Below are 23,041 nucleotides of genomic sequence, written 5' to 3'. Positions count from 1 at the left end.
TGGAATAAAGCAGCCTTAATAAGGAGGAAGTTATGTACGACACAATAACACTCATAAACAACGATAAGTACGGAGCACCGGAGCTTAAAAAGCTCCACCAGGGATATACCCTGAAAGGCTTTATTGTAGCAGTAACAATCCATGTTGCATTGATAGCTGCTTATATGCTGCTGGCTTATATAAATCAATCAAAAGCTAAGGATATCCCATATAATCCTAAAACGCCTATAATTATCACAGATGTTGATTTCACTCCTCCGCCTGTTGAAGAAACGGAAATACCCCCTGTAAAAGAGGAGGTTGTTCAAAAAGTAAAAGACCTTTCTTCGCTGGAGCCGCAGCCGGTAAAGAAATCAGATGCTGATGACGTAGTGTTGAAAACACAGGATGAGCTTAATAATATAAATACAACAACATCAAGAACAGGCGATACTATTATTATAGCTTCAAATAATAATATAAAAATAGATGACGTAAAGATTGATGACAGGGTGAAAGATGTTGTAAAGGATCCGCCAAAAGATGTATATGGCATAAGTGAAGTTGATGTTGCACCGGAATGTATAAACTTAACGCAGGTACGTTCTGAAATGAACTACCCTGAGCTTGCTGTTGAAACAGGAATACAGGGAAAAGTAACTGTAAAAGTTCTTGTCGGACCCGACGGTAATGTAATAAAGCTTGGCAGCTTAAGCGGACCGGAAGTATTCCATGATGAAGTTAAAGATAAAGCAAGACAGCTGCAGTTTACCCCCGGCTTGCAAAGCAATAAACCGGTAAAGGTTTGGGTAAACGTGCCATTTAGCTTCAAACTGAACTAACCGGAATAACACAAAGTAAATTTAAATCTTAAGCTTATATAATATATAAGTTTAAGATTTTTTTTTATCCCCTATATACGTTAATTACATTATTTATTTTATTTCATATTTTAATAAATCGAAAATGAGTAATTCAATATTTTGAACTATACAGATAACAATCATAATATAATAGTAAAAGACCGTTTCAGGGAGCTGATCGAAGGACTGAATGTTATCACATATGTTTTTGATCTGACTTTAAGAAGATTTACTTATATCAGCAGAATGGCAGAATCAATTCTGGGTTACCCGAAAAATGACTGGTTCAAACCCGGATTTTGGTATGAACATCTTCATCATGATGACATGAGCTGGGCTTCTGAATTCAGTAAATATCACATATCGCAGAACAAAGACCATGAGTTTGAATACAGGGTAATTGCTTCAAACGGAAATGTTAAATGGTTCAAAGATATTGTTTCAATTTCATATGAAAATAATATTCCGGTATCGCTCTTCGGTGTATTAATTGATATGACAGACAGGAAGCAGACCGAACAGGAGCTTCTGGAAAACAAAGAACGCTATAAAACCCTTGTAGAACAGCAAACAGAAATGATAACCAGGTGGAAGCCGGACGGAACCTTTACATATGTTAATGATGTATACTGTAATTATTTTCATAAAACCCGTGAAGAGCTGATTGGGAAAAGATACATTCCGCAAATGCCTGTAGAAGATCTAGAACGCTTTTCGAAGTTTTTTGTTTCACTTGATAAAAATAATACTGTTGGGCAGTTCACACACCGCGTTATAAGGCCTGATGGAGAAATCCGCTGGCTAAGATGGACAGATACTGCTATACTTGATAATGAGGGTAATATTTCTGAATACCAGACAGTCGGCAGGGATATAACTGCCCGTAAAAGAGCAGAAGTTGCGCTTAAAGAAAGTGAGCAGCAGCTGCAGTCTATTTTTGATAATGCCCCGATTGGCATGGCTTTAACTGACCTGAGCAAAAGTTTTTTAAAGGTAAATAAAGCATACTGCGATATCACAGGATATTCTAAAAAAGAGCTTTTGACAATGACATTTGAAGATATTACGCATCCAGATGATATAATGATAGATGATAATTATTTCAATAAAGCATTAAACGGGGATAGCTCTAACTTTCATTTCGAAAAAAGATATATTCATAAAAACGGCAATATTATTTATGTTGAGCTGAGACTGAATGTTTTAAGGGATACTTCAGGCAAGCCATTTCAGCAGATAGCACAGGTTGTGGATATAACTGACAGAATTGAAGCTGAAAAAAAGCTTGCGCAAACCCAGGCAAGGCTAACTGCTGTACTGAATAATCTGCCAAATGTAACAATTTATGAATACGGGGATAATGTAAACTTTGTATCAGAAAATATAATGGATATCCTTGGTTACCCTGCTGAAAAATTTATGGAAAATGATTCATTATTCAGTGAATTAATGCTTGAAGATGATATTGTTGCATACGATAATAAAGTAGCAGAATGGAAGAAACTGGGAGCTGCAGGTGTTGTTAGCAACGAAATTAGGGTCCGGAATAAAAATAACGAAGTAGTTTGGCTGGAAGATCACATGTTTGAAGTAAGACCGGTAAGCGGTAAACCTTATTATTCCGGTATCATGATAGATATTACAGAGCAGAAAAAAACACAGCTGAAAATGCTTGAAACAGAGACTAAGCTTTCAGCTATTCTTAAGAACCTTCCAAAAGTGGTAATTTATCAATCAGGACTTGGTAAAGATTTTATATCTGATAATATTTGGGATATGATAGGCTATTCGCCGGCTGAAGTACTGGAAAACAAATATTTCTTCGGAAGTATAATGTACGAAGAAGACCTGCCTGCTGTAAAAAAAGCACTAAGCAACTGGCATAAAAACCACGATGACGGAATTCTGAACATGGAATTCAGGGTAAAAAAGAAAAACGGTGAATTTATTTGGATAGAAGATCATATGTTCAGGGTCAAAGTGAATGAAAAAGAATCATATTTATCAGGAATTCTTATCGATATTACCGAAAGGAAGATCGCAGAACAAAACATAAGCCGTTCATTAAAAGAAAAAGAACTGCTATTAAAGGAGATCCACCACAGAGTAAAAAATAACCTTCAGGTTGTTTCAAGCCTGCTTAAGCTGCAATCCAGTTACGTTAAAGATGAAAGATCTTTGGATCTGCTTGTAGACAGCCAGAACAGGATACGCTCAATGGCATTGGTGCATCAAAAATTATACCAGTCAAAAGATTTTTCCGAGGTTGATTTTTCAGAGTATTTAAAACAGCTTACTGAACATTTATTCCATGTATTTAAATCAAGGCAGGGGGATATCGGGGTAGTAATTGACGCTGTTGATATAAACCTAAGCATAGATCTTGCTATTCCGTGCGGTTTAATTCTTAATGAGCTGATATCAAATTCGCTTAAATACGCATTCCCGGGAAATAACAAAGGTAAAATAAATATTTCATTTGGAAAAAATGAAGGGAAATACGAAATTATCCTGAGTGATAACGGTATCGGCTTCCCTAAAGAGCTTGATTACAGAAAAACCAAATCACTAGGCTTGCAGCTTGTTAACACTCTTGTAGGTCAAATAGACGGTACAATTTCTATGGAAAATACTGCAGGTACAACATTCAAAATAACGTTTTAGTGATATCTTAAAAATTTTAATCTTTGAATAAATCTTTAAAAGCACTCTTAATTTCATCCCTGACTTTTCTGTAAACCGCCTTTTTCTCATCATCACTTCCGGTTGCATTGAACGGATCTTCAAAACCTTTGTGCAGCCTGTGTTTTACATTACCTGTAAACACCGGACATATTTCTTTAGCATTATCACATACTGTGATAACGTATTCAAAATCCATCCCTTTAAATTGATCGGCATTTTTTGGGTAATGCCCTGAAATATCTATTCCAATTTCTTTCATTACTTCTATTGCATAAGGATTCACATTTTTCTCAGGCCTTGTACCCGCTGAAAATATCTCAAAATCAGGGTACATCACTTTCAATATTCCCTCAGCCATTTGTGAGCGGCATGAATTGCCGGTGCATAAAACCAGTATTTTAGCTTTCATTTAGTTAAAATTATATTGAAATTAAATATGAGAGTTAATTGTTATATTTTCAAACCAGGAATTAATGGCAAAAAGCTTAATAATAATACTATTTATAATTTTATCAATTTTACTGGGATGCGGTAATCAAAGATCTGACCTCAAACCGGATAAATTTGATTCAACTGACTCCAGAATTGACGTCAAAAAAAGCCTTTCTGAAATTGAAGAAGTATATCCTGAGCTTGATTACAGTTCTGTTATAAATTTACATTCCGGGCAAATTCCGCAAGGAATGTCCGTCACAAAATTCAGGCAATTTGTTATTTTTTCTGATATGAATGATGAATTAACCTACAGGCTTATTGATACTGATGTGAGATATACAATAGACGCCATGACCTACAACTATGTAAATGATGTCCCTGGTGAAGTTACACCTGTTTATCTTTTTGAACAGTATGATAATTACAAAAAATTCGTTCTGGATAATTACGATATTGCAGAAAATGATATCTCTCCTTACGGCTTCTACAAGATATCCAAAAATGTTATTGTAATCAGGTATGTTAACTGGAAAGGAAGTATTTTACATGAAATAACGCATCGTTTTATCAGGTCTGATTTTCCTGATGCGCCTTCATGGTTTGATGAAGGTTTTGCTTCGCTAAACGAAAAATCTTTATTTAAAAACGGTAACCTTATAGGTGAGTTCAGCTGGAGAATACTGCCGCTTAGAAGAGCTTTAAATGAAGATACATATACCGGCTTAAAACATTTGATGGAAACCAATGATGAAGAGCTTTATGGTAAACGCACATCTTATTATTACGCGCAATCAAGGTACCTGCTGATGATGCTTCAGGAAGCAGGGCTTTTAGAAAAATATTATAGAACATTCAGGGATAAATACAGCAAAGATAATACCGGTATAAGCCAGCTTGAAGAAGTTACAGGTAAATCTATAAAGATACTGGATGCAGAATTACTTGACTACATAAAAAGTTTTAAACAGTAAGTTCAGCCGGCTATCTCATCTGCCGCTTCTTCGCCGGTAACAATTGCACCTTCCATGAATCCCTGCCAATCTGCAATATGCTCGCCTGCAAAATAAGTACTCATAAATTTCTTTTTTAATACCGGCATAACTGTGAACCATTGTCCTGTTCCGTATAATGCATATCCGCCTTTGGTAAATTCATCTTTTCCCCAATAATAATTTAATTGTGTAAGAATTTTATTTTTCACATCTCCAAAAGCCTGTCTTAGGGAATTATTAATCACATCAGCTTTAAATTCATCATTCTGTCTTGCAATTACATCAGCTTTATCTCCTATAGTATAAGAAATAAGCGCGCCTTTTACTCCGGGCTGGTTCTTTGTAGCATGGTAGAAATAATGTCCGTAAATATCTGTAACCATATCAAAGTCTTCATCTTTCCAGAATCTTTCACTGAACAAAACTGCATGCTTGCTTATTCTTGCATATTGAAGCTCATTTATAGCATTGATCTTTTCTTCAGGGAGTCCCGGTTTCCACGAAATATTCATCATAGAATAAGTTGGAATTGTACAAATAAGATTATCACCCGAAAAAACTGTTCCGTTATCACATTTCACATCTACTTTTCCGTCAGCCTGGTTTATTTCAGTAACTTTATGTTTCAGCTTTATATTTTCAGCACCTATTCTTTCAGCCAAAGATTTTGAGAACATGCTGTTGCCGCCTTTTATTTTAAAATCCATTTCGTTCTTTTCGCTTGATTCAGCATATTCAGCAATTGCTGCATATGCTGATACATGCCTGATACATTCACCAAAATCGGTACTATCAAGTAGGTCACGTATCTCCAGGTCGCGTTCTGTGATTCCGTTATTTACCAAATATCTCCACCAATCTATTTTATCAAGTCTTTTTTTATCTTCTTCCCGGAAGTTAGCATAATCATTGATCAGTTTATTGAATTTTGCTTTCCAGTCTGAAGAATAATCCCACTTTCCTTTTGGGAAATACTCCCCGGCATAAGTTAAATGAGATTCAAACTGGTTATTTTGCAGCTCAAGCCCGAACTCTTTGCACATTGTTATCATTCTTTCATGAGAAGCTCCAACCCATTCTGCCCCAAGCTCGATCACTAGATTTTCGTCGGTATCTATAGGATGCGAAAAAACCCTGCCCCCAACACGCCCCCTGCTTTCAAGTACTGTAACTTCACAGCCTTTTTGCTTAAGGCGGTAAGCAGCTGAAAGTCCGGCGAACCCTGCCCCGATAATTACAACCTTAGGCTTTACACCTTTATTTATGCTGAATACAGGCGGAATAATAGCTGCACCTGCTGCAAGAACGGCAGTTGTTTTAAGAAAATCTCTTCTTGTTGTTTTCATTTATTTAAAAATTAAATTGCTTTACCAACGAAATAAATTATCAAAATAAGATAAGTAGAAGCGAAAACAAAGAAACTGATCCTGTCAAGCTTTTGCGATTGTTTTTCTTTTCCAAGCTTCATGTAATGAAGTGAAATTGTAGAAATTAAAATACATACAAAAATATAGATAAAGGAGATATCATGCAGAATATCTACAAGAGTCAGCCTTTCATTCTGCGGAAGTGTAGATGTAATAACATATTGGCTAGCTATAGCCGCAAAGATCGCTCCCACTGAGAGCCCGAATCTCGGGTCAAGATCAAGCGGATTAATGAAGAAGGTTAAAAGTGAAATTAACACAGAAATAAAGAGTCCAATAAATAATTTGAAGAAAAGTCCTTTGCCTTCACGTTCAAGAGTAAAATGGAGAGTTGCCCTTGAAAAAGAAGAATATTCATTAAGCGGAATATCCGGATCGCCGTAATTTGTTTCATAAGTATGGTCATCTATCTTTATTCCAAAGTTTTTAATTTTCCATCCGTCAAGATGAACATCTTTATCAATTTTGCTTGCTGCAGTATCTGCAACAAAGATCATTTTTGTATTATCTTTATCAAAGTCCTCGATCTTTATTTCTATTACCTGTTTATCGAACGGAAAGTTTGTCACGTCCCATTCTTCTTTAATTTTTGTATTTATCCGTACTGAATGAAAAAAAATGCTGCCTCTTTTTTCATTCATTTCATATGATTTATTCAGCTCAGTAGCGTTAATTATTTCAAGGTTTTCAAGCAGACCCATGCTGTCTTTTGTAGTATTATACCAAAGGTAAAAATCTGCATTCAGCTTATTTCCCGGAAAGTCCAGGTCATACAGTGAAAATATATATGCGCCTATCTTTACTGTATCAATTGCCTGTGTTTTATCATCAGATGTTTCAGAAGTCCCAGTGGTTTCTGTTTTCTGAATCTTTTCAACTGAATCCTTTTTTTGAACATTTTCGGTTTTATTTTGCCAAAAAGCCCCGCACGCAAAAATTAAAAAAAGTGCCAGCGGAATCAAACTGATGAAAATCCTCTTTCTGGTATACATATCTTTCATTATGACTTCAATAATTAATTTCTTAATCTTTCTGCTAAAATGTATAATTCATTTGTAAGCCTTTTAAGCCTTTTAATAACAGGTTCATTTTTGAGATTTCCGTTTTTATCAAACAATGAGCTCCCGTAACCGATAGCAAGGCTGTTTGGCGCTGCAACCCCTCTGAGGTTATGCACAATGTTTACCATAGTATTTAATGTAGCGTAACCGGCATTTTCAGCCCCTCCCAATGAAATACAACCTACAGGCTTTAAGCTCAGATAAGGAGGATTTTCTTCAGCCAGAACCTCAAGGTAATCTATGACATTTTTAAATGCAGAGCTAACTGTTCCGTGGTATTCTGGTGAAGCAAACAAAAAACCGTCTGCCTCTTTGATTTTACCAATTAACCGCAGGAAATTTCTGTTCTTGATAGTCATTAATGTTTTATAGCTGAATAAAGGCAGGGCTAATGACCTGATATCTGCAACATAAACGTTAGCTCCCAGTTTTTTCAGGTTTTCAGCAGCATAATTCAGTACAGCCAGAGTTGATGAGCTCTTTTCCATACTGCCGCCCAGACATACAATGTTGATTTTTTTCATTGGAATTTCCAATTATAATAAACGAAAAATTAAGAAATTAGTCACTCAAATAAATATTTTTAATAAAACCGGCAGGTAAAATACTCTTTAAATTTAGGTTTTAATTAAGTATTTTTGTAATTATGACAAATGAACAGTTAAAAAAGGCAATTGTGGCCTTACAGAATATTTCGATCAATTTTAAAGTTGACTATTTTTTATTTACAGGTAAATGCCAGATCAGGGGAATAATTATTCATAATCCTGATGATTTAAGCAAAGTTAAGAGCATACTTGATTCAGATATAATGAAGAATTTTAAAATTAAGAAAAGTAAAGAGTGGTACCTTGGAGATAATGTGGAAGTTGTTTATTTGCAGCTTAAGAAAAAGATAGAAATAAGCATTGAAGAATACGAGGCATTCCAGGTAAATAACTACGCCTGATTTATTTACTGTTCATTAATAAATTTCCCAGCTTTAAAATCCCTGCTTCATCAAAATCTTTTCCAATTACCTGCAGACCTACAGGCAGACCTGTTTTATCATTTCCGAATGGGACGCTTAAGGCAGGATTACCGGATAAATTCGAAGAAGTTGTATAAATATCATTAAGATACATAGCTAATGGGTCATTGGTCTTTTCGCCAAGCTTAAAAGCTGTTGTAGGTGTTGTTGGTGTTAATATGAAATCAACTTTCTCAAAAGCATTTTTGAAATCTTCTTTTATAAGCCGGCGTACTTTTTGTGCTTTTTTATAGTAAGCATCATAGTATCCGTGTGAAAGCACATAAGTTCCGAGCATTATCCTTCTTTTCACTTCGGGTCCAAAACCGGTTGACCTTGAGTTAACATACATATCTTCTAGAGCAGAATCTTTTGCCCTCACTCCGTATCTTGCGCCGTCATACCTGGCTAGATTACTTGAAGCTTCTGCAGTGGTTAAGATATAATAAGCCTGAATGGAATATCGTAAATTCGGCAGCTTTACATTGACTATTTTACAACCTTTGACTTTAAGGAATTCAATAGCGCGGCTCATGGAATCTTTAATTTCATCCTGAAGCCCTTCTTCATCAAGATCTTCAACAATACCGATTGTAACTTTAGCGGGATTTATATTACTCAGTTCTGCAGAATAGGAATCTACAGAATGTTCAACTGAAGTTGAGTCATGCTTATCTTTTCCTGCCATTACTTCAAGCACAAGTGCTGCATTATAAATATTCCCGGAAAAAGGACCTACGGAATCGAATGACGATGCAAAAGCAGTTAATCCATACCTTGAAATTCTGCCGTAAGTTGTCTTTAAGCCGGCTATCCCGCAAAAGGCAGCAGGCTGGCGAATTGAGCCTCCTGTATCAGTCCCAAGAGATACCATACACATATCTGCAGCAACAGCAGCGGCGCTGCCGCCGGATGAACCTCCGGGAACCCTGGAATTATCAATTGGATTCAGTACACTGCCGTAAGCCGAATTTTCATTGGATGAACCCATTGCGAATTCATCACAATTGGTTTTACCGATTATTATAGCGTCTTCATCAATTAATCTCTGTACAGAAGTTGCCGTATATAATGCTTCAAAATTTTCCAGGATCTTTGATGAACATGTAAGCTTGTGGCCTTTTAATGATAATACATCTTTAACAGCTATGACCATTCCTGCAAGTTTGCCGGCAGTTCCTGCCTTAAGCTTCGCGTCTATTTCTTCAGCGCGTTTTAACGCTTCTTCTTTAAATACCAAAAGGAAAGCATTCAGATGCTTTCCTTTATCAATATTACCCAGGTAATATTCTACAATTTCTTTACAGGTAACTTTGCCTGATACAAGTTCATTCCTCAGAGCAGCGTAATCATTATACATATTTCTTAAAAGATTATATTCACCTTAAACGGTTTATTTTCAGCTCGACTTTTTCTCATCAGAGGCTGCATTGTTGATCTCTGATTCAATATCACGGGAAGCTTTTTTGAACTCCCTCATACCTTTTCCGAGGCCTGACATAAGATCAGGTATCTTTTTGGCTCCAAACAGCACCAGGATAACGATGCAGATTAAAATTATTTCCTGCGGACCTAATCCAAACATATTATTGCTCCATTGTTCCCTTTAACAGGAACATTTATTAATTAAAAACTTTTTAATTTAAAGAATTAATAACACTCTCAAATAAATACCTGCCGTCACTTCCGCCCACCAAAGATTCGCTTGCACGTTCAGGGTGAGGCATCATTCCCAATACATTTCCCTGCTTATTTATTATCCCCGCAATATTATCAATTGCGCCATTGGGATTTTCTTCATACCTGAAAACTACCTGTGAATTATCATTCAGAGATTTCAGTGTATCACTATCGCAAATATAATTACCATCGCCATGTGCAACAGGTACAACCATTTTACCCGGCATTACATTCTCGTTACCGTTATAAGAACTGGTAAAAATGGTGTTTTTGTTTTCTATATTCAATGTAACATTTTTGCATACAAATTTCAGGCTTTGATTCCTTATTAATGCTCCGGGCAAAAGGCCGGATTCGCATAGGATCTGGAATCCATTACAAATTCCGATCACAACCCCACCGCTTGAAGCATGCCTTACAACATCTTTCATAATAGGCGAAAACCTCGCTATTGCTCCGCAGCGCAGGTAATCTCCATAAGAAAATCCGCCCGGTACAATTATTACATTTCTGTTGCCTATAGAGCTTTCTTTATGCCACAAAAATTCAGTATCCTGGTTCAGAATGTGCTTTAACGTATTGTAAGCATCATGATCACAGTTTGAACCGGGAAAAACCACTACACCGAATTTAGCCTTACTCATTTACCTGTGTTATCTGAAATTTAATTTCTTATTGTTTAATTTCCGTTAATACTAACTACTTCAAACTCGTAATCTTCCATAACCTGGTTAGCCAGAAGCTTTTTGCATACTTCATCTGTAACAATCCTTGCTTCTTCATCAGATTTTGTATCGATCTTTAGCTCAACGTACTTCCCTATTCTCGTATCTAGTATATTATTGAAGCCAAGGCTTTGAAGAGAGTGCTCAACTGCCTTCCCCTGCGGGTCTAAAATTGATTTACGAAGTGTTACTTTAATTTTTGCTGAATACAATTTTTTCTTTCCTTAATAAGCTTTATTTTTTTTCAAATAAACTTTCCTGGCTGTATAAATAAATATCAAAGTAAGCATTACCACAGAAAATATAGGCATAACATTTATCCTGGCTTCAACAAGCATTCTGTTGTTTACATATCCTGAACTGAACTTTGACCTGACCTTTGCGAAAACAATACTGCCGTTATCGGCTGATTCCCAGTTTTCAACATAAACAAAATCTCCGCCCTTAACTTCAGCATTACTGCTGTGATAGTCATTGGGATCATCAAGCAGAGAAACGTAGCCATAAGGAGTGTATCTTAAAACTGCTTTATCATAAGCAAAGTTGTTGTATATATCAAGTGAACTGTTCACCATTTGCTGTATTACAGCGAACAGCAGAATAATAAAGAGGGCTTTTACTGTTAAAAGCGCTGCTCTTTTCATTTTATTTTTGGCTTAACTGCTGTTCTACCTTGGCTTTATGTTCTCTGTACAGCTTCCTGTCAAATATCTTCAATGCTTTATCAACTGATTCCAGCGCTTTTGAATATTCTTTCAGATTAAAATACAGCTTAGACTGGATATAAAATGAACTCGCTTCATTCACTGAACCTGCAACATACTTTAATGCGGTTTCTATGAAGCCTAATCCTTTATTATAGTCTTCGGGACCGGTACCTTTATCGGCAAATCCAACTGCAACCTGGTTCATATACTGTCCATAACTTGAATTAACAGCATCATCATTCGGGTATTTGGTCAATGTTTCTTTGAACCATTTATCTGCCGAAGGCATATCACTTAATTCATAATAATATGCTTCTGAAAGTGCAACGTAAGCGTCTTTTAACTGGTCGCTATTTGGATTATCTTTTATAAATGATTCAAGCTGTTTTGCTTTTTCATCCTTTTCTGTAAAAAGTATTAACCTGAATTTTGCATCGTCAGTCTTACCGCCTGCATTAGAGCCATCCATTTCTACTATTTTATTCAATAGTTCCTTGGCTTTGTCAGTTTCGCTGTACATTGAATATTTATCAGCAAGCTTTAAAGAAGCATCAATATTAGAAGGGTTTTTTTCAACTTCAGCTTTCAGGTATGAAAAAGTGTTGACCCCTTTATTGTAATCCTGCATCATTTCAAGAAAATCTTTAGCCGGAACATAACCGTAAATTCTGTCAATTTCATTGCCGTCACCATCGAGGAAAAGAATCGAGGGGTAGCCTTTAATCTGGTATTTTTTCGCAAAATCCACACCTTCACCTTTTTCAGCATCTATCTTGTAGCTTATCAGGTTTGCATTGGCAAAATCTGATACTTCTTTTTTCGCATAAACTTTGTTATCGAGCTCGATGCACCATTTACACCATTCTGTTAATACATCAACCATAACAATTTTGTTTTCGGCTTTAGCCATAGCAAGCACTTCTGAAACCGAACCTTTTTTGAAGTCGATCTGTGAAAATGCTGTGGTGCTGATAAAAAAGAGGGCAATAAGTAATGCTGCTTTTTTCATTTGTTTATTCTCCGGTGATTTTCCTTTGATTTACTAAGGCGAAAATAAGAATTTAAGTTCAAATGTAATATGGTTATATTTGTATATATTTAAATGAATAAATACGTTAAAACGTTTCTTGGCATCTTTATAATTATTATACCCGCAATTATTGTTCTGGGCGTACTATTTAATATCCTTTCCAAACAATCATTTTACCCTACTTCCGGTCAAATTGCCGTTTCCGGCTTAAAATCGCAGGTTAAAGTATATTTTGATGATTATGGAGTTCCTCATGTATTGGCACAAAATCAGGATGACGCCTATTTTACACAGGGTTACATTCATGCCCAGGATAGGCTTTGGCAGATGGATTTGACCCGCCGGGTCGCAGAAGGCAGGCTATCGGAAGTATTTGGTTCCCAGGTTATTGAATTTGATAAACTATTCCGAACCATAGGTATTCACCGATTTTCATATAACTGGTATAATAATATCAGCCCTGAATCAAAACAGATACTTACTTCATATACCGAGGGTGTTAATAAGTTCATAGAAACACATTATGAAAATCTGCCTGTTGAATTTGACGCATTGAATTACAGGCCTGAACCATGGAAACCGGAACAATCTTTGATGCTTGCCCGCATGATGGGCTGGGACCTGAACATTGCATGGTATACTGATTACGTGATGGGTGAAATACTCAGCAAAACAGGCATTGAAAAAACCTCTCTCATATTTCCGGATACAAATATTACCATTTATACAAAACCTGTAATTGAGCTGGCAGATTCCACAGAAGAGAACGAAGAAACAAATTCACCTAAGAAAAAAAAGAAGAATAATGAAACCGGCGCACTTGAAAACAGTAATGCAGAATACTTAAAGCTTGTTTCTGCATTAGGCAAAAGTTTCTTTGAAGCTGATAATAATTACAGAAAATTCATCGGAATTAAAGGCTCTCATACAGGAAGCAATTCCTGGGTAGTATCCGGAAGCCGCTCTATTAATGGCAAACCAATTTTAGCCAACGATCCTCATCTTGCTCTTCAGGCGCCATCGCGATGGTATGAAATGTATATTAAAGGAGGAAAGCTTGATGTTAGGGGCATGACCTTTCCGGGTATACCGGGTGTTGTTATTGGTAACAACAAGAATATCAGCTGGGGGCTAACCAACCTGATGAACGATGATAATGATTTCATTATTCTGAAACGCGACTCCTCAAACGCCGGGAAATACATTTATAATAATCAGTCAATTGCGCTTGATTCTATAAAAGAAAAGATATATATCAAGGATTCTGTTGAGACCGATTACATTATATACACAACCAAGATCGGTCCTGTGATCTCTGATCTTAAAATGCGAGGATTTGCTGATATGCAGATCAATCCCGATGACCCATACAGGGATAAATTAATGACATTCCGATGGACCGGATTTGAACAAAGTGATGAAGTGAAATGTTTCTTTGGTATTAACACAGCTTCAAGCTGGGAAGAGTTCAAAGCTTCACTAAAAGATTTTAATGTACCTGCCCAGAATTTTTTATACGCAGATATTAACGGGAATATTGGCTACAGGGTTGGCGGTAAGATCCCTGTAAGGAAATCAAATACTGAATTTACTTATATTTTTCCAGGTGAAGATGAATTAAACTGGACAGGGTATATTGATTTTGAAAAATTACCGGAGCTTTACAACCCGCCTGAAGGATACATTATAACTGCCAATACGGATCCTTTTTCATGGTTAAAGGATATAAAGGACAAATTCTACATATCATACTTGTGGGAACCTGCTTCAAGATTCACCCGTATTAAACAATTTATTGATAGCAGGTCACTTTTTGATGCAGAAGATTTTAAGCTGCTTCAGAACAGTTATGACTCTCCTTATGCCAGGGAGATTTTAAAGGATTTCACGGGTGATACTCAGAATGGCAATTCAGGTTATGATAATGAAACAATAGCTGCAATTGAAAAGCTCAGGAACTGGAATGGTGAAATAGGTAAAAATGAACCAGCTTCAGTTATTTATAATACTTACCTGGTCTATTTAATAAAAAATATTTTTGAAGATGAATTAGGTGAAAATATTTTCAATGATTTTATTTCAATCCAGAATATTCCATACCGTTCACTTGAACGGATCATGAAAAATCCTGAAAACGAATGGTTCGATAATGTAAATACAGCATCACAGGAAAAAAGATCTGGTATAGTTAAAAAAAGCATAATACAGGCTGTGGAATTCCTGAAAAATAAATTCCCGGGGAAAGATGTGAATTCCTGGAACTGGGCTTCAGTTCATTCAATAAAATTCAGGCACCCTCTTGGTTTTGTTGAAGCCCTGGATAAGACTTTTAATATTGGTCCGTATGATGTTGGAGGAGACCAAACCAGTGTAAATAATACTGAATACCGTTTCAGTGATGTTATAGAAAAAGGTAAATTTGATGTTGTTGTTGGTGCATCAATGAGAATGATAGTCAATTTAGCGGATATCGAACATCCGCTATCAATTAATTCAACAGGTCAATCGGGTCAGCCTGTAAGTACTCATTACGGCGACCAGGCAAGAATGTGGAGCTATGGCGAGTATAAAAAAAATGTAACAAATGAACAGGAAATGACCGAAAAAAAATACAGTCTCTTAATTCTAAATCCCTGAAACAACTATTATGATCATAATTGAGTGAAATAACCGGAAATAATGCGCGCCCCAAAAAATCGATGGGACAAAACTACCTTACCGACGAAAATATTTGCCGAAACATTGTTAACGCTTTTAATATTCAGCCCGGGGAGCATATAATTGAAATAGGACCAGGTAAAGGAGCAATAACAAGGTTCATACTTGAAAAAACCAATAACCTTACGGTAATAGAGCTTGACCGCAACAACTGTGCAATATTAAAAGAACTTTTCCCCGGCCTAAATATCATTAACAAAGATTTTCTAAAGCTTGATCTTAACAAACTAATTAAAGATCCTTATGATAAGCTAAGGGTGATAGGAAATATTCCCTACAATATTACCTCGCCTATAATATTTAAGCTGGCGGATAACAGGCACATAATAAAAGATGCACAGCTGATGATACAGGAAGAAGTTGCAAGAAGAATTACTGCAGAACCGAACAGTAAAGAATATGGAATACCGAGTGTAATATTAAATGTATTCAGCACTTCCTCGTTGTTATTCAAAGTTTCAAGAAGCTGTTTTTATCCAAAACCTAAAGTTGATTCCCGTATAATTTATTTTGATTTTACAAATTCAATTGAAGAGCGCGTTAAGGACATAGAATTTTTCAGAAGACTTGTAAAAGCAGCTTTTGGAACCCGCAGAAAAACCCTGAGAAACTGCCTGAAAAATATTGATATTGATCTTTCAAAAGCAGAAATAGATCTTGGCAGACGGGCCGAGAGCTTATCAGTTGATGAATTTATTGAATTAAGCAACCGACTGTGTTAAACAAGTTAAAACATAAAATATTTAACTCACCCGAATTTACAATCATAAAAGAAAGTTCCGGCAAAGATCTTTTTTTTACAGGGTTACGAGGTTCTTTGCCTGCATTTGTAATTTCAGCCCTGTATGAACAAAACAAAAAAATAATATTCTGTTCAAATGACCATAACAGGCTGTTTAAGCTTAAAGATGATCTTAACCTGCTGACAGGTGAAGATACAGCCGGTTTATACCTTGGTGAATTTGACGAAGAGTTTGAATCTGAAGTAAATACTCTTTCAGGCACATTAAAAAAATTAACAGGTGATAACAGCTTCATTATTGTAACTTCACCTGCAGCGCTTAATAAAAATGTAATTACTGAAGATTCTTTCAGGAAAAACACAATTATACTGGCAAAAAACAGTGACTTTGTATTTGATAAGCTGCTTGGTAAGCTAAAAGGCTTTAATTTCACCAGGAAAAAAATTGTTGAAGAAGAAAATGACTATGCTGTTCGCGGTGGTATAATTGATATTTTTCCTGAAAACCTGAACCAGCCGGTGAGGATTGAATTTTTCGGTGATACTGTTGAATCAATAAGAGAATTTGATCCTGTTACTCAGCGCTCAATTGCCCAGCTTAATTCAATAGAAATCCTGCCTTCGGCAGAGCTGCTTAATATTGATGAGGCTTCCTCAGAAAAGCTTATAGATTATATCAAAAATGATACATTGTTCTTGCTTGATGAACCTGATCTTATCAAAGAAGACCTTCCTGAGATCTATTATAAAACCATAAACTTTAAACGCTCTTATTTTTCCGGTTTTCCACTGGTAAAGAATGAATCAATAGGTGAAGCTGAAAAGTCATTGATCACAGAACTGTTCTTTGATTCCAGGTCACAGCCTTCATTCAGCTCAAACACAAAATTATTTGCCGAAAACCTGCGGGAAATGAATTCAGCGGAATATACAGTTTACATATCATGTACTGATGATTACCAGCTGAACCGGACACGGGAGCTTGTTGAGGACCTGCTGGGAAGTGAAGAACTTGAAGGAATAGAATTCCTGAACGGTTCATTTCATGAAGGTTTTATAATGCCTTCGGCAAAAGCCGCTGTTTATACAGAGCACCAGGTATTCGGAAGGTACTTCCGCCCGGCAAAGCGGAAAAGGAAATTCGGAGGAATAACCTTTAAGGAATTAAGCTCGGTAAACTACGGCGATTTTATGGTACATCAGCATTTTGGTATTGGTAAATATGCCGGGCTTAAAAAAATTGTTACCGGCGGTGTTGAGCAGGAAGCAGTAAAGCTGCTTTACAAAGATAACGATATGGTCTTTGTAAACCTTAATTCGCTGAACATGATAAAGAAATTTTCAGCGCAGGAAGGTGTTACTCCAAAGCTGAATAAGCTTGGCGGCAGCGAATGGGAACGCATTAAACAGAAAACAAAGAAGAAGATCCAGGAAATTGCCCGCGATCTTATATTGCTTTATTCAAAACGAAAATCACAAAAAGGATTCAGGTTTTCAGGTGATTCGATCTGGCAAAAGGAGCTTGAAGCAAGCTTTATGTATGAAGATACTGTTGACCAGGCAAGCGCTACCGAAGCGGTTAAGCGAGATATGGAATCAGAAAACCCAATGGACAGGCTTGTTTGCGGTGATGTTGGCTTTGGCAAAACCGAAGTAGCGGTAAGAGCAGCATTTAAAGCCGTGGTTGATAATAAACAGGTTGCAGTTCTTGTACCTACAACTATACTTGCAGAACAGCATTACAATACATTTAAAGACAGGCTCTCATCATGGGCAACTGAAGTTGACCACCTTTCAAGATTTAAAACTAAAAAAGAACAAAAAGAGATCCTGCAGAAGCTTGAGGACGGAAAAATAAATATAATAATTGGCACACACCGGCTGCTTTCAAAGGATGTACATTTTAAAGATCTGGGCTTGTTAATTATTGATGAAGAACAAAGATTCGGTGTAAAAGCAAAAGAAAAGCTGAAGTTCCTTCGTGAAAATGTTGATGTATTAACTTTAACAGCTACACCTATTCCAAGGACACTTAATTTTTCCCTACTTGGAGCAAGAGATCTTTCCATTATCAATACTGCCCCGAAGAACAGGCAGCCTATTCACACAGAAATTGTTAACTTTGATAAAAAAGTATTGGCTAACGCAATTTCCAGGGAGCTGCAGCGCGGCGGGCAGGTTTATTTTGTTAACGATAAGATAGCAAAGCTCGAAGAACTTGCTGAAATTATTGAAGAGATAGTGCCTTATGCAAAAGTAGCAGTCGCTCACGGGCAAATGTCTCCTGCACAATTGGAAAATGTTATGATGCGGTTCCTTGAGAAAAAATCTAATGTACTATTGTGTACAAAAATTATTGAATCAGGACTTGATATACCCAGCGTAAACACAATTATAATAAACAGGGCTGATAATTTCGGGCTTGCTGAATTATACCAGTTGAGGGGCAGGGTTGGTAGATCTAATATAAAATCATATGCTTACCTGGTTACTCCCCCTCAAAGCTCATTAACCAAACAGGCTATCCGCAGGCTTCACGCTCTTGAAGAATTCTCAGAACTCGGCAGCGGAATGAACCTGGCGTTAAAGGACCTTGAGATCCGCGGCGCAGGGAACCTGCTGGGAAAAGAGCAAAGCGGATTTATTGGTGAAATTGGCTTTGATATGTATATGCAGCTTCTGGATGAAGCAGTATCCGAGCTGAAGGAAACCATTCCTGCTGAATCTCTGCCTGCTGAAACACTTCAGCAGCTTACGCAGAAAAGCAGCAAGCCGGTATTTAAAGAGGTTTTGGTTGAGTCAGATATCAGTATGCTCCTTCCTGAAAGTTATATTGACGATGAAAATACACGACTTGAAATTTATCAGCGGCTTTCAAAAGTTACATCATTTTCCGGGTTGGAAGATATTAAGCATGAACTTATTGACCGTTTCGGCAAGCTTCCAGGTGAAGTGATATCCCTGATCGATCATATTGAAATTAAAATAATACTTTCAAAAGTTGGTTTTGAAAAGATCACCATAAATGGAAACACAATAGAGCTGTTCTTTGATATGAATAATGAAGAAATTTTTTCAAGCGGTTATTTTGAAAAAGTGCTTGGTTACATAAATGAAAATTACAAGAATACCTCACGGGTAAAGCAGGGAAAGCAGTCGCTTTCAGTGCAGTTCCGTATTCCGGCATTTGAAATTTATGAAGAAAAACTGCAGGAAATACGGTCATTTATTGCAAATTTGGCAAATCTCTAAACCCCCTTATTTATATTAATTAAAAAAACAACATTTTTAGTTATATTTCGAATATCCATTCAAAAATCTTAAATTATTATGAAAAAAATATACATCATTCTTCTGTTAGTTTCAACAATTCAATTATACAGCCAATATGTACCTGAGTGGGTTCAGGTACAATCGCAAACTAATTTAAACGTTGATAATCCGGATTTATCTGCAATAGATTCTGATGGTAATATATATATAGTAAATGCTATTGATAATTCAGGTAATGCTGATATAGTTTTAACAAAGCTAAGCAATACTGGCATGTTTATGTGGCAAAAAATATTTAATTCTGCTCCGCCGGGAAATCAAGACTACCCCAGAAAAGTATTAATTGATCTTTCCGGAAATATTATTATAGCCGGAAATGCAAATGATGCTAACTATACTTCGAACAAAATTATTTTTGCAAAATATTCCAGCGCAGGCGTTTTGCTTGCTTCATCTCAGTATAAAAGAAATGGAACAAATGTAACATCTTTATTAGACTTCAAAATTGATATCAGCGGGAATATTGCAATTGCAGGATTAGTTCATGAAAACCAGACCTTTATTGATTCTGCTTTAATATCAAAATTTGATAACTCATTTAATTTATTATGGAGCAATACATTTCGTGATTCTGTATCATATTATACAGCTGCAGGAAAAATTGATACAGATCAGAACGGAAATTATTATTTATCAGGAATCAGCGATTACAATTTGCTTGCTTTCAAATATAATTCCGCAGGCAGTTTAATCTGGCTTAAAAAATATTTATGTACTTCTGCATATTTCAGCATAAATAAAGTTCCTCAAACATACCTGGATAGCGATCAGAATCTATTTATTGCCAGCAGTAAGTATGTTGTATCCGGAAATGATACCTCTAAAACGATACTTTTAAAATATAATTCCGCAGGTACATTGCAATGGGCAAGTGAATATAATATTTCCAATACCGGAACCGAAAGCCCAAGACGGATTCTAAGTTCAAATTCAGATATATATCTTGATGTAAATTATTATGATGACAGTTATCTTGTAAAAATAAATCCGTCTGGTCAATTAGTATGGCAGAAAACCATGGATCATAAAGTATACTATATGGGGATTGATAATGAAAACAAAGTACTCACTGCCGGGTATAAAAATGCCTATTTAAGAAAAGATATGTGCCTCGAAAAATTCAATACTGATGGCAGCAGTCAATTCACCTATACTTATTCATTCAATGGAGCGGGTTCTGATATTGCAACAAAATTTTTTAAAACTAATGACAATAAAATTTTACCTATCGGTTACCATAATTCTTCTGTTATGCTGGTTAAATTAACACCATCCTTAACGCAATCATATACTATTTCCAGAAACAATCTATCAAAACCTATATTGGATAGTATGTTTACTTACGATTCTGTATTTATTCCGCCTACTGATCTGCCAGCATATTCACAGGTGAAAAATGTTTATATCAATATTGATACAATTCTTCATACTGCAGTTGGAGACCTGGTATTAACACTGGTACACGAAGGAAAAACTGATACCCTTTTGTATCAGAGGGGCGGTCCATTGGATAATATGATCGGTACAAAATTCAGTGATACATCAGTTTCTTCGATTTGCGGCTCAGGAGCTCCGCCATATACAGGATATTTCAGGCCCTGTTACCCTCTAAGCCAGCTTAATAATCTCAGTGCTTCCGGACCATGGATTTTAAAAATATTTGACCGAAGGGTACCCGATACAGGTGTGCTAAAAGCTTGGACTTTAAAAATAGTTTATGAAATCCCAATAGGTATCCAAATAATAAGCAATGAAGCTCCGTTATCATACCATTTGCAGCAAAATTATCCAAATCCGTTTAATCCTTTTACCCGGATAAGATTTTCGATATTAAAGCAATCATCGGTAAAGCTAACTGTATATGACATATTGGGAAAAGAAATTGATGTTTTGGCAGATGCCTTTTTACAGTCGGGCACCTACGAAACAGAATTTGATGCGTCAAGTTTGCCTTCAGGTGTTTATTTTTATTCACTTTCAACAACTGACTTCACTGAAACTAAAAAAATGGTCTTAATAAAATAATATTATGAGAAAAATTATTCTGCTGGTTTCGGTTTTTATTTACACATTACCGATAATCGCTCAAGTCTCTACTGTTTGGGAAAAACGATACAACGGAACAGGTAATAGTTATGATGAAGCAACATCATTATTTGTTGATGCATCAGGCAACATTTATGTTGCCGGTGCAAGCACCGGTTCAGGGGCAGGCAAGGATTTTACAGTGGTAAAATATAACAGTGATGGCCTTACCCAATGGGTCGGTAGATACAACGGGCCCGGTAATGCCGATGATGATGCATACCTGGTAAAAGTTGATAATGCCGGGAATGTTTATGTAAGCGGCACCAGCACGGGCAGTGGTACCGGGCTGGATTATTGTGTTGTTAAGTATAATTCTGCCGGAGCCCAGCAGTGGGCAGCAAGATACAACGGTCCGGGTAATGCTACCGATGAAGTATATTCGCTTCAATTCGATAATTCCGGTAACGTATATATTACAGGCTACAGCAACGGCGGTGCTTCAGGTGACGATATGTGCACTATTAAATACAATTCTTCAGGAGCAGAACAATGGGTCAAGAGATACAACGGTTCTGCAAACAATGATGATTACGGCAATTCAATTGCTCTTGATAATTCAAATAACTCTTATGTAACCGGAGCGGTTACAAGGACAGGCTCTGACCTTGATTATATTACCATAAAATATGATGCAAACGGAAACCAGATATGGGCAGTGTTTTATAACGGTCCCGGAAATGCTGAAGATTTCCCCTCTTCAAATGCTGTTGATGCTTCAGGTAACATTTATGTTACAGGCTACAGTGATGGCAGCGGTACATTAAGAGACTATTGCACAGTAAAATATAATAATGCCGGGGCTCAGCAATGGGTACAGAGATATGACGGACCTGACGGGTGGGATGAAGCGTGGAACATAATATTAGACCCTGCAGGAAATGTTTACATTACAGGTAACAGCGCGGGAGTTGGCACAGGTGATGATTATTGTACTATTAAGTATAATTCTTCTGGTGTGCAGCAGTGGGTTGCCCGTTACACCGGCACGGATTCAAGCAACGATTACTGTAACTGGGTTGCCCCAGATGTAAACGGTAATGTTTATGTTACAGGAATTGTAGGAGATGGTGTTGGAAATCCACAGAATATTGTTACTGTTGGATATAATTCAGCGGGTGTGCAGCAGTGGGTACAGACTTATAACGGCACAGGAAATGAGTTCGATAGCGGTAACGCACTTACTGTTGATAACCAGGGTAATGTTTACGTAACAGGGGGCAGCGATAACCTGGGCAACACTGATTTCATTACAATTAAATATTCCTCAACAATCGGAATTGAACCTGTATCAAATGAAATTCCGAATAAGTTTTCACTTGAACAAAATTATCCAAATCCTTTTAACCCCATAACAAAAATACGGTTCAGTGTTCCGCAACAATCCTTCGTATATATATCAATTTTTGATATTTCCGGCAAACAGGTTGCATCTATTGTAAATGAAGATCTGGCTCCCGGAATATATAAAATAGATTTTGATGCTTCAGCACTTTCAACAGGTACTTATTTTTACAGGTTAACATCAAATAATTTTACAGAAACCAGAAAAATGGTTTTAATTAAATAA

The 23,041-nt window shown here is 36.5% G+C and carries 18 protein-coding genes and 1 pseudogene; 9 read left to right on the top strand and 10 right to left on the bottom strand.

The annotated features are described in order from the left end of the window. Nucleotides 1-32 precede the first annotated feature (32 nt). Nucleotides 33-821, top strand: coding sequence for an energy transducer TonB (locus J0M37_06525; GenBank protein MBN8584736.1), 789 nt, complete (start codon nt 33-35; stop codon nt 819-821). Nucleotides 822-962: 141 nt separating this feature from the next. Then, entirely contained in the window at nt 963-3,506 is a 2,544-nt protein-coding gene (locus tag J0M37_06520) for a PAS domain S-box protein (protein ID MBN8584735.1), read from the top strand. Between the two features lie 16 nt (nt 3,507-3,522). On the opposite strand, the gene J0M37_06515 is transcribed toward J0M37_06520, so the two are convergent. Then, nucleotides 3,523-3,936 (bottom strand): arsenate reductase ArsC, encoded by a 414-nt coding sequence (locus J0M37_06515; protein ID MBN8584734.1) that lies wholly within the window; start codon nt 3,934-3,936, stop codon nt 3,523-3,525. Nucleotides 3,937-4,000: 64 nt separating this feature from the next. Here J0M37_06515 and J0M37_06510 point away from each other — a divergent pair, with 64 nt between their 5' ends. Continuing rightward, nucleotides 4,001-4,933 (top strand): hypothetical protein, encoded by a 933-nt coding sequence (locus tag J0M37_06510; protein ID MBN8584733.1) that lies wholly within the window; start codon nt 4,001-4,003, stop codon nt 4,931-4,933. Nucleotides 4,934-4,935: 2 nt separating this feature from the next. Here the strand turns inward: J0M37_06510 and J0M37_06505 are convergent. From J0M37_06505 to J0M37_06495, 3 genes and pseudogenes are all read right to left on the bottom strand, one after another. Next, a pseudogene (locus J0M37_06505) lies at nt 4,936-6,312 on the bottom strand (FAD-dependent oxidoreductase). Next, the gene (locus J0M37_06500; protein ID MBN8584732.1) at nt 6,312-7,382 is read right to left on the bottom strand and encodes a hypothetical protein; all 1,071 of its coding nucleotides are present in this window, start codon (nt 7,380-7,382) and stop codon (nt 6,312-6,314) included. Before J0M37_06500 ends, J0M37_06505 begins: the two are co-directional and overlap by 1 nt. Nucleotides 7,383-7,396: 14 nt before the next feature. Next, nucleotides 7,397-7,966: an NAD(P)H-dependent oxidoreductase gene (locus J0M37_06495; protein MBN8584731.1), complete on the bottom strand. Its 570-nt coding sequence runs from the start codon at nt 7,964-7,966 to the stop codon at nt 7,397-7,399. A gap of 122 nt (nt 7,967-8,088) precedes the next feature. On the opposite strand from J0M37_06495, the gene J0M37_06490 reads away from it, so the two are divergent. Then, nucleotides 8,089-8,391: a hypothetical protein gene (locus J0M37_06490; protein ID MBN8584730.1), complete on the top strand. Its 303-nt coding sequence runs from the start codon at nt 8,089-8,091 to the stop codon at nt 8,389-8,391. A 1-nt stretch (nt 8,392) separates the two neighbouring features. Here the strand turns inward: J0M37_06490 and gatA are convergent, their stop codons facing one another. From gatA to J0M37_06460, 6 genes are read right to left on the bottom strand one after another with little or no spacing between them, the layout of a single operon-like run. Then, nucleotides 8,393-9,811, bottom strand: a complete 1,419-nt coding sequence (gene gatA, locus J0M37_06485) for an Asp-tRNA(Asn)/Glu-tRNA(Gln) amidotransferase subunit GatA (GenBank protein MBN8584729.1) — start codon at nt 9,809-9,811, stop codon at nt 8,393-8,395. A gap of 39 nt (nt 9,812-9,850) precedes the next feature. Then, nucleotides 9,851-10,036 (bottom strand): twin-arginine translocase TatA/TatE family subunit, encoded by a 186-nt coding sequence (locus tag J0M37_06480; GenBank protein MBN8584728.1) that lies wholly within the window; start codon nt 10,034-10,036, stop codon nt 9,851-9,853. A gap of 52 nt (nt 10,037-10,088) precedes the next feature. Next, a complete protein-coding gene (purQ, locus tag J0M37_06475) occupies nt 10,089-10,775 on the bottom strand; it encodes a phosphoribosylformylglycinamidine synthase subunit PurQ (GenBank protein ID MBN8584727.1) in 687 nt (228 codons plus the stop codon). A 35-nt stretch (nt 10,776-10,810) separates the two neighbouring features. Next, the gene (gene purS / locus J0M37_06470; GenBank protein MBN8584726.1) at nt 10,811-11,068 is read right to left on the bottom strand and encodes a phosphoribosylformylglycinamidine synthase subunit PurS; all 258 of its coding nucleotides are present in this window, start codon (nt 11,066-11,068) and stop codon (nt 10,811-10,813) included. Nucleotides 11,069-11,080: 12 nt separating this feature from the next. Next, nucleotides 11,081-11,500, bottom strand: coding sequence for a hypothetical protein (locus tag J0M37_06465; protein MBN8584725.1), 420 nt, complete (start codon nt 11,498-11,500; stop codon nt 11,081-11,083). 1 nt (nt 11,501) lies between these two features. After that, complete coding sequence (locus J0M37_06460) at nt 11,502-12,572, bottom strand: thioredoxin fold domain-containing protein (protein ID MBN8584724.1); 1,071 nt, start codon at nt 12,570-12,572, stop codon at nt 11,502-11,504. Nucleotides 12,573-12,665: 93 nt separating this feature from the next. Between J0M37_06460 and J0M37_06455 the strand changes: the two genes are divergently transcribed. From J0M37_06455 to J0M37_06435, 5 genes are all read left to right on the top strand, one after another. Further along, complete coding sequence (locus tag J0M37_06455) at nt 12,666-15,230, top strand: penicillin acylase family protein (GenBank protein ID MBN8584723.1); 2,565 nt, start codon at nt 12,666-12,668, stop codon at nt 15,228-15,230. A gap of 62 nt (nt 15,231-15,292) precedes the next feature. After that, a complete protein-coding gene (gene rsmA, locus J0M37_06450) occupies nt 15,293-16,033 on the top strand; it encodes a ribosomal RNA small subunit methyltransferase A (protein MBN8584722.1) in 741 nt (246 codons plus the stop codon). A gap of 95 nt (nt 16,034-16,128) precedes the next feature. Further along, entirely contained in the window at nt 16,129-19,305 is a 3,177-nt protein-coding gene (gene mfd, locus J0M37_06445) for a transcription-repair coupling factor (GenBank protein MBN8584721.1), read from the top strand. 78 nt (nt 19,306-19,383) lie between these two features. Further along, entirely contained in the window at nt 19,384-21,411 is a 2,028-nt protein-coding gene (locus J0M37_06440) for a T9SS type A sorting domain-containing protein (protein ID MBN8584720.1), read from the top strand. Between the two features lie 4 nt (nt 21,412-21,415). Beyond that, nucleotides 21,416-23,041: an SBBP repeat-containing protein gene (locus tag J0M37_06435; protein MBN8584719.1), complete on the top strand. Its 1,626-nt coding sequence runs from the start codon at nt 21,416-21,418 to the stop codon at nt 23,039-23,041.

This window comes from Ignavibacteria bacterium, from assembly GCA_017303675.1.
GTDB lineage: Bacteria > Bacteroidota > Ignavibacteria > Tepidaquicellales > OLB5 > OLB5.
The sequence above is the reverse complement of the archived record's forward strand: the minus strand, read 5'-3'. Positions and strand labels throughout refer to the sequence as shown.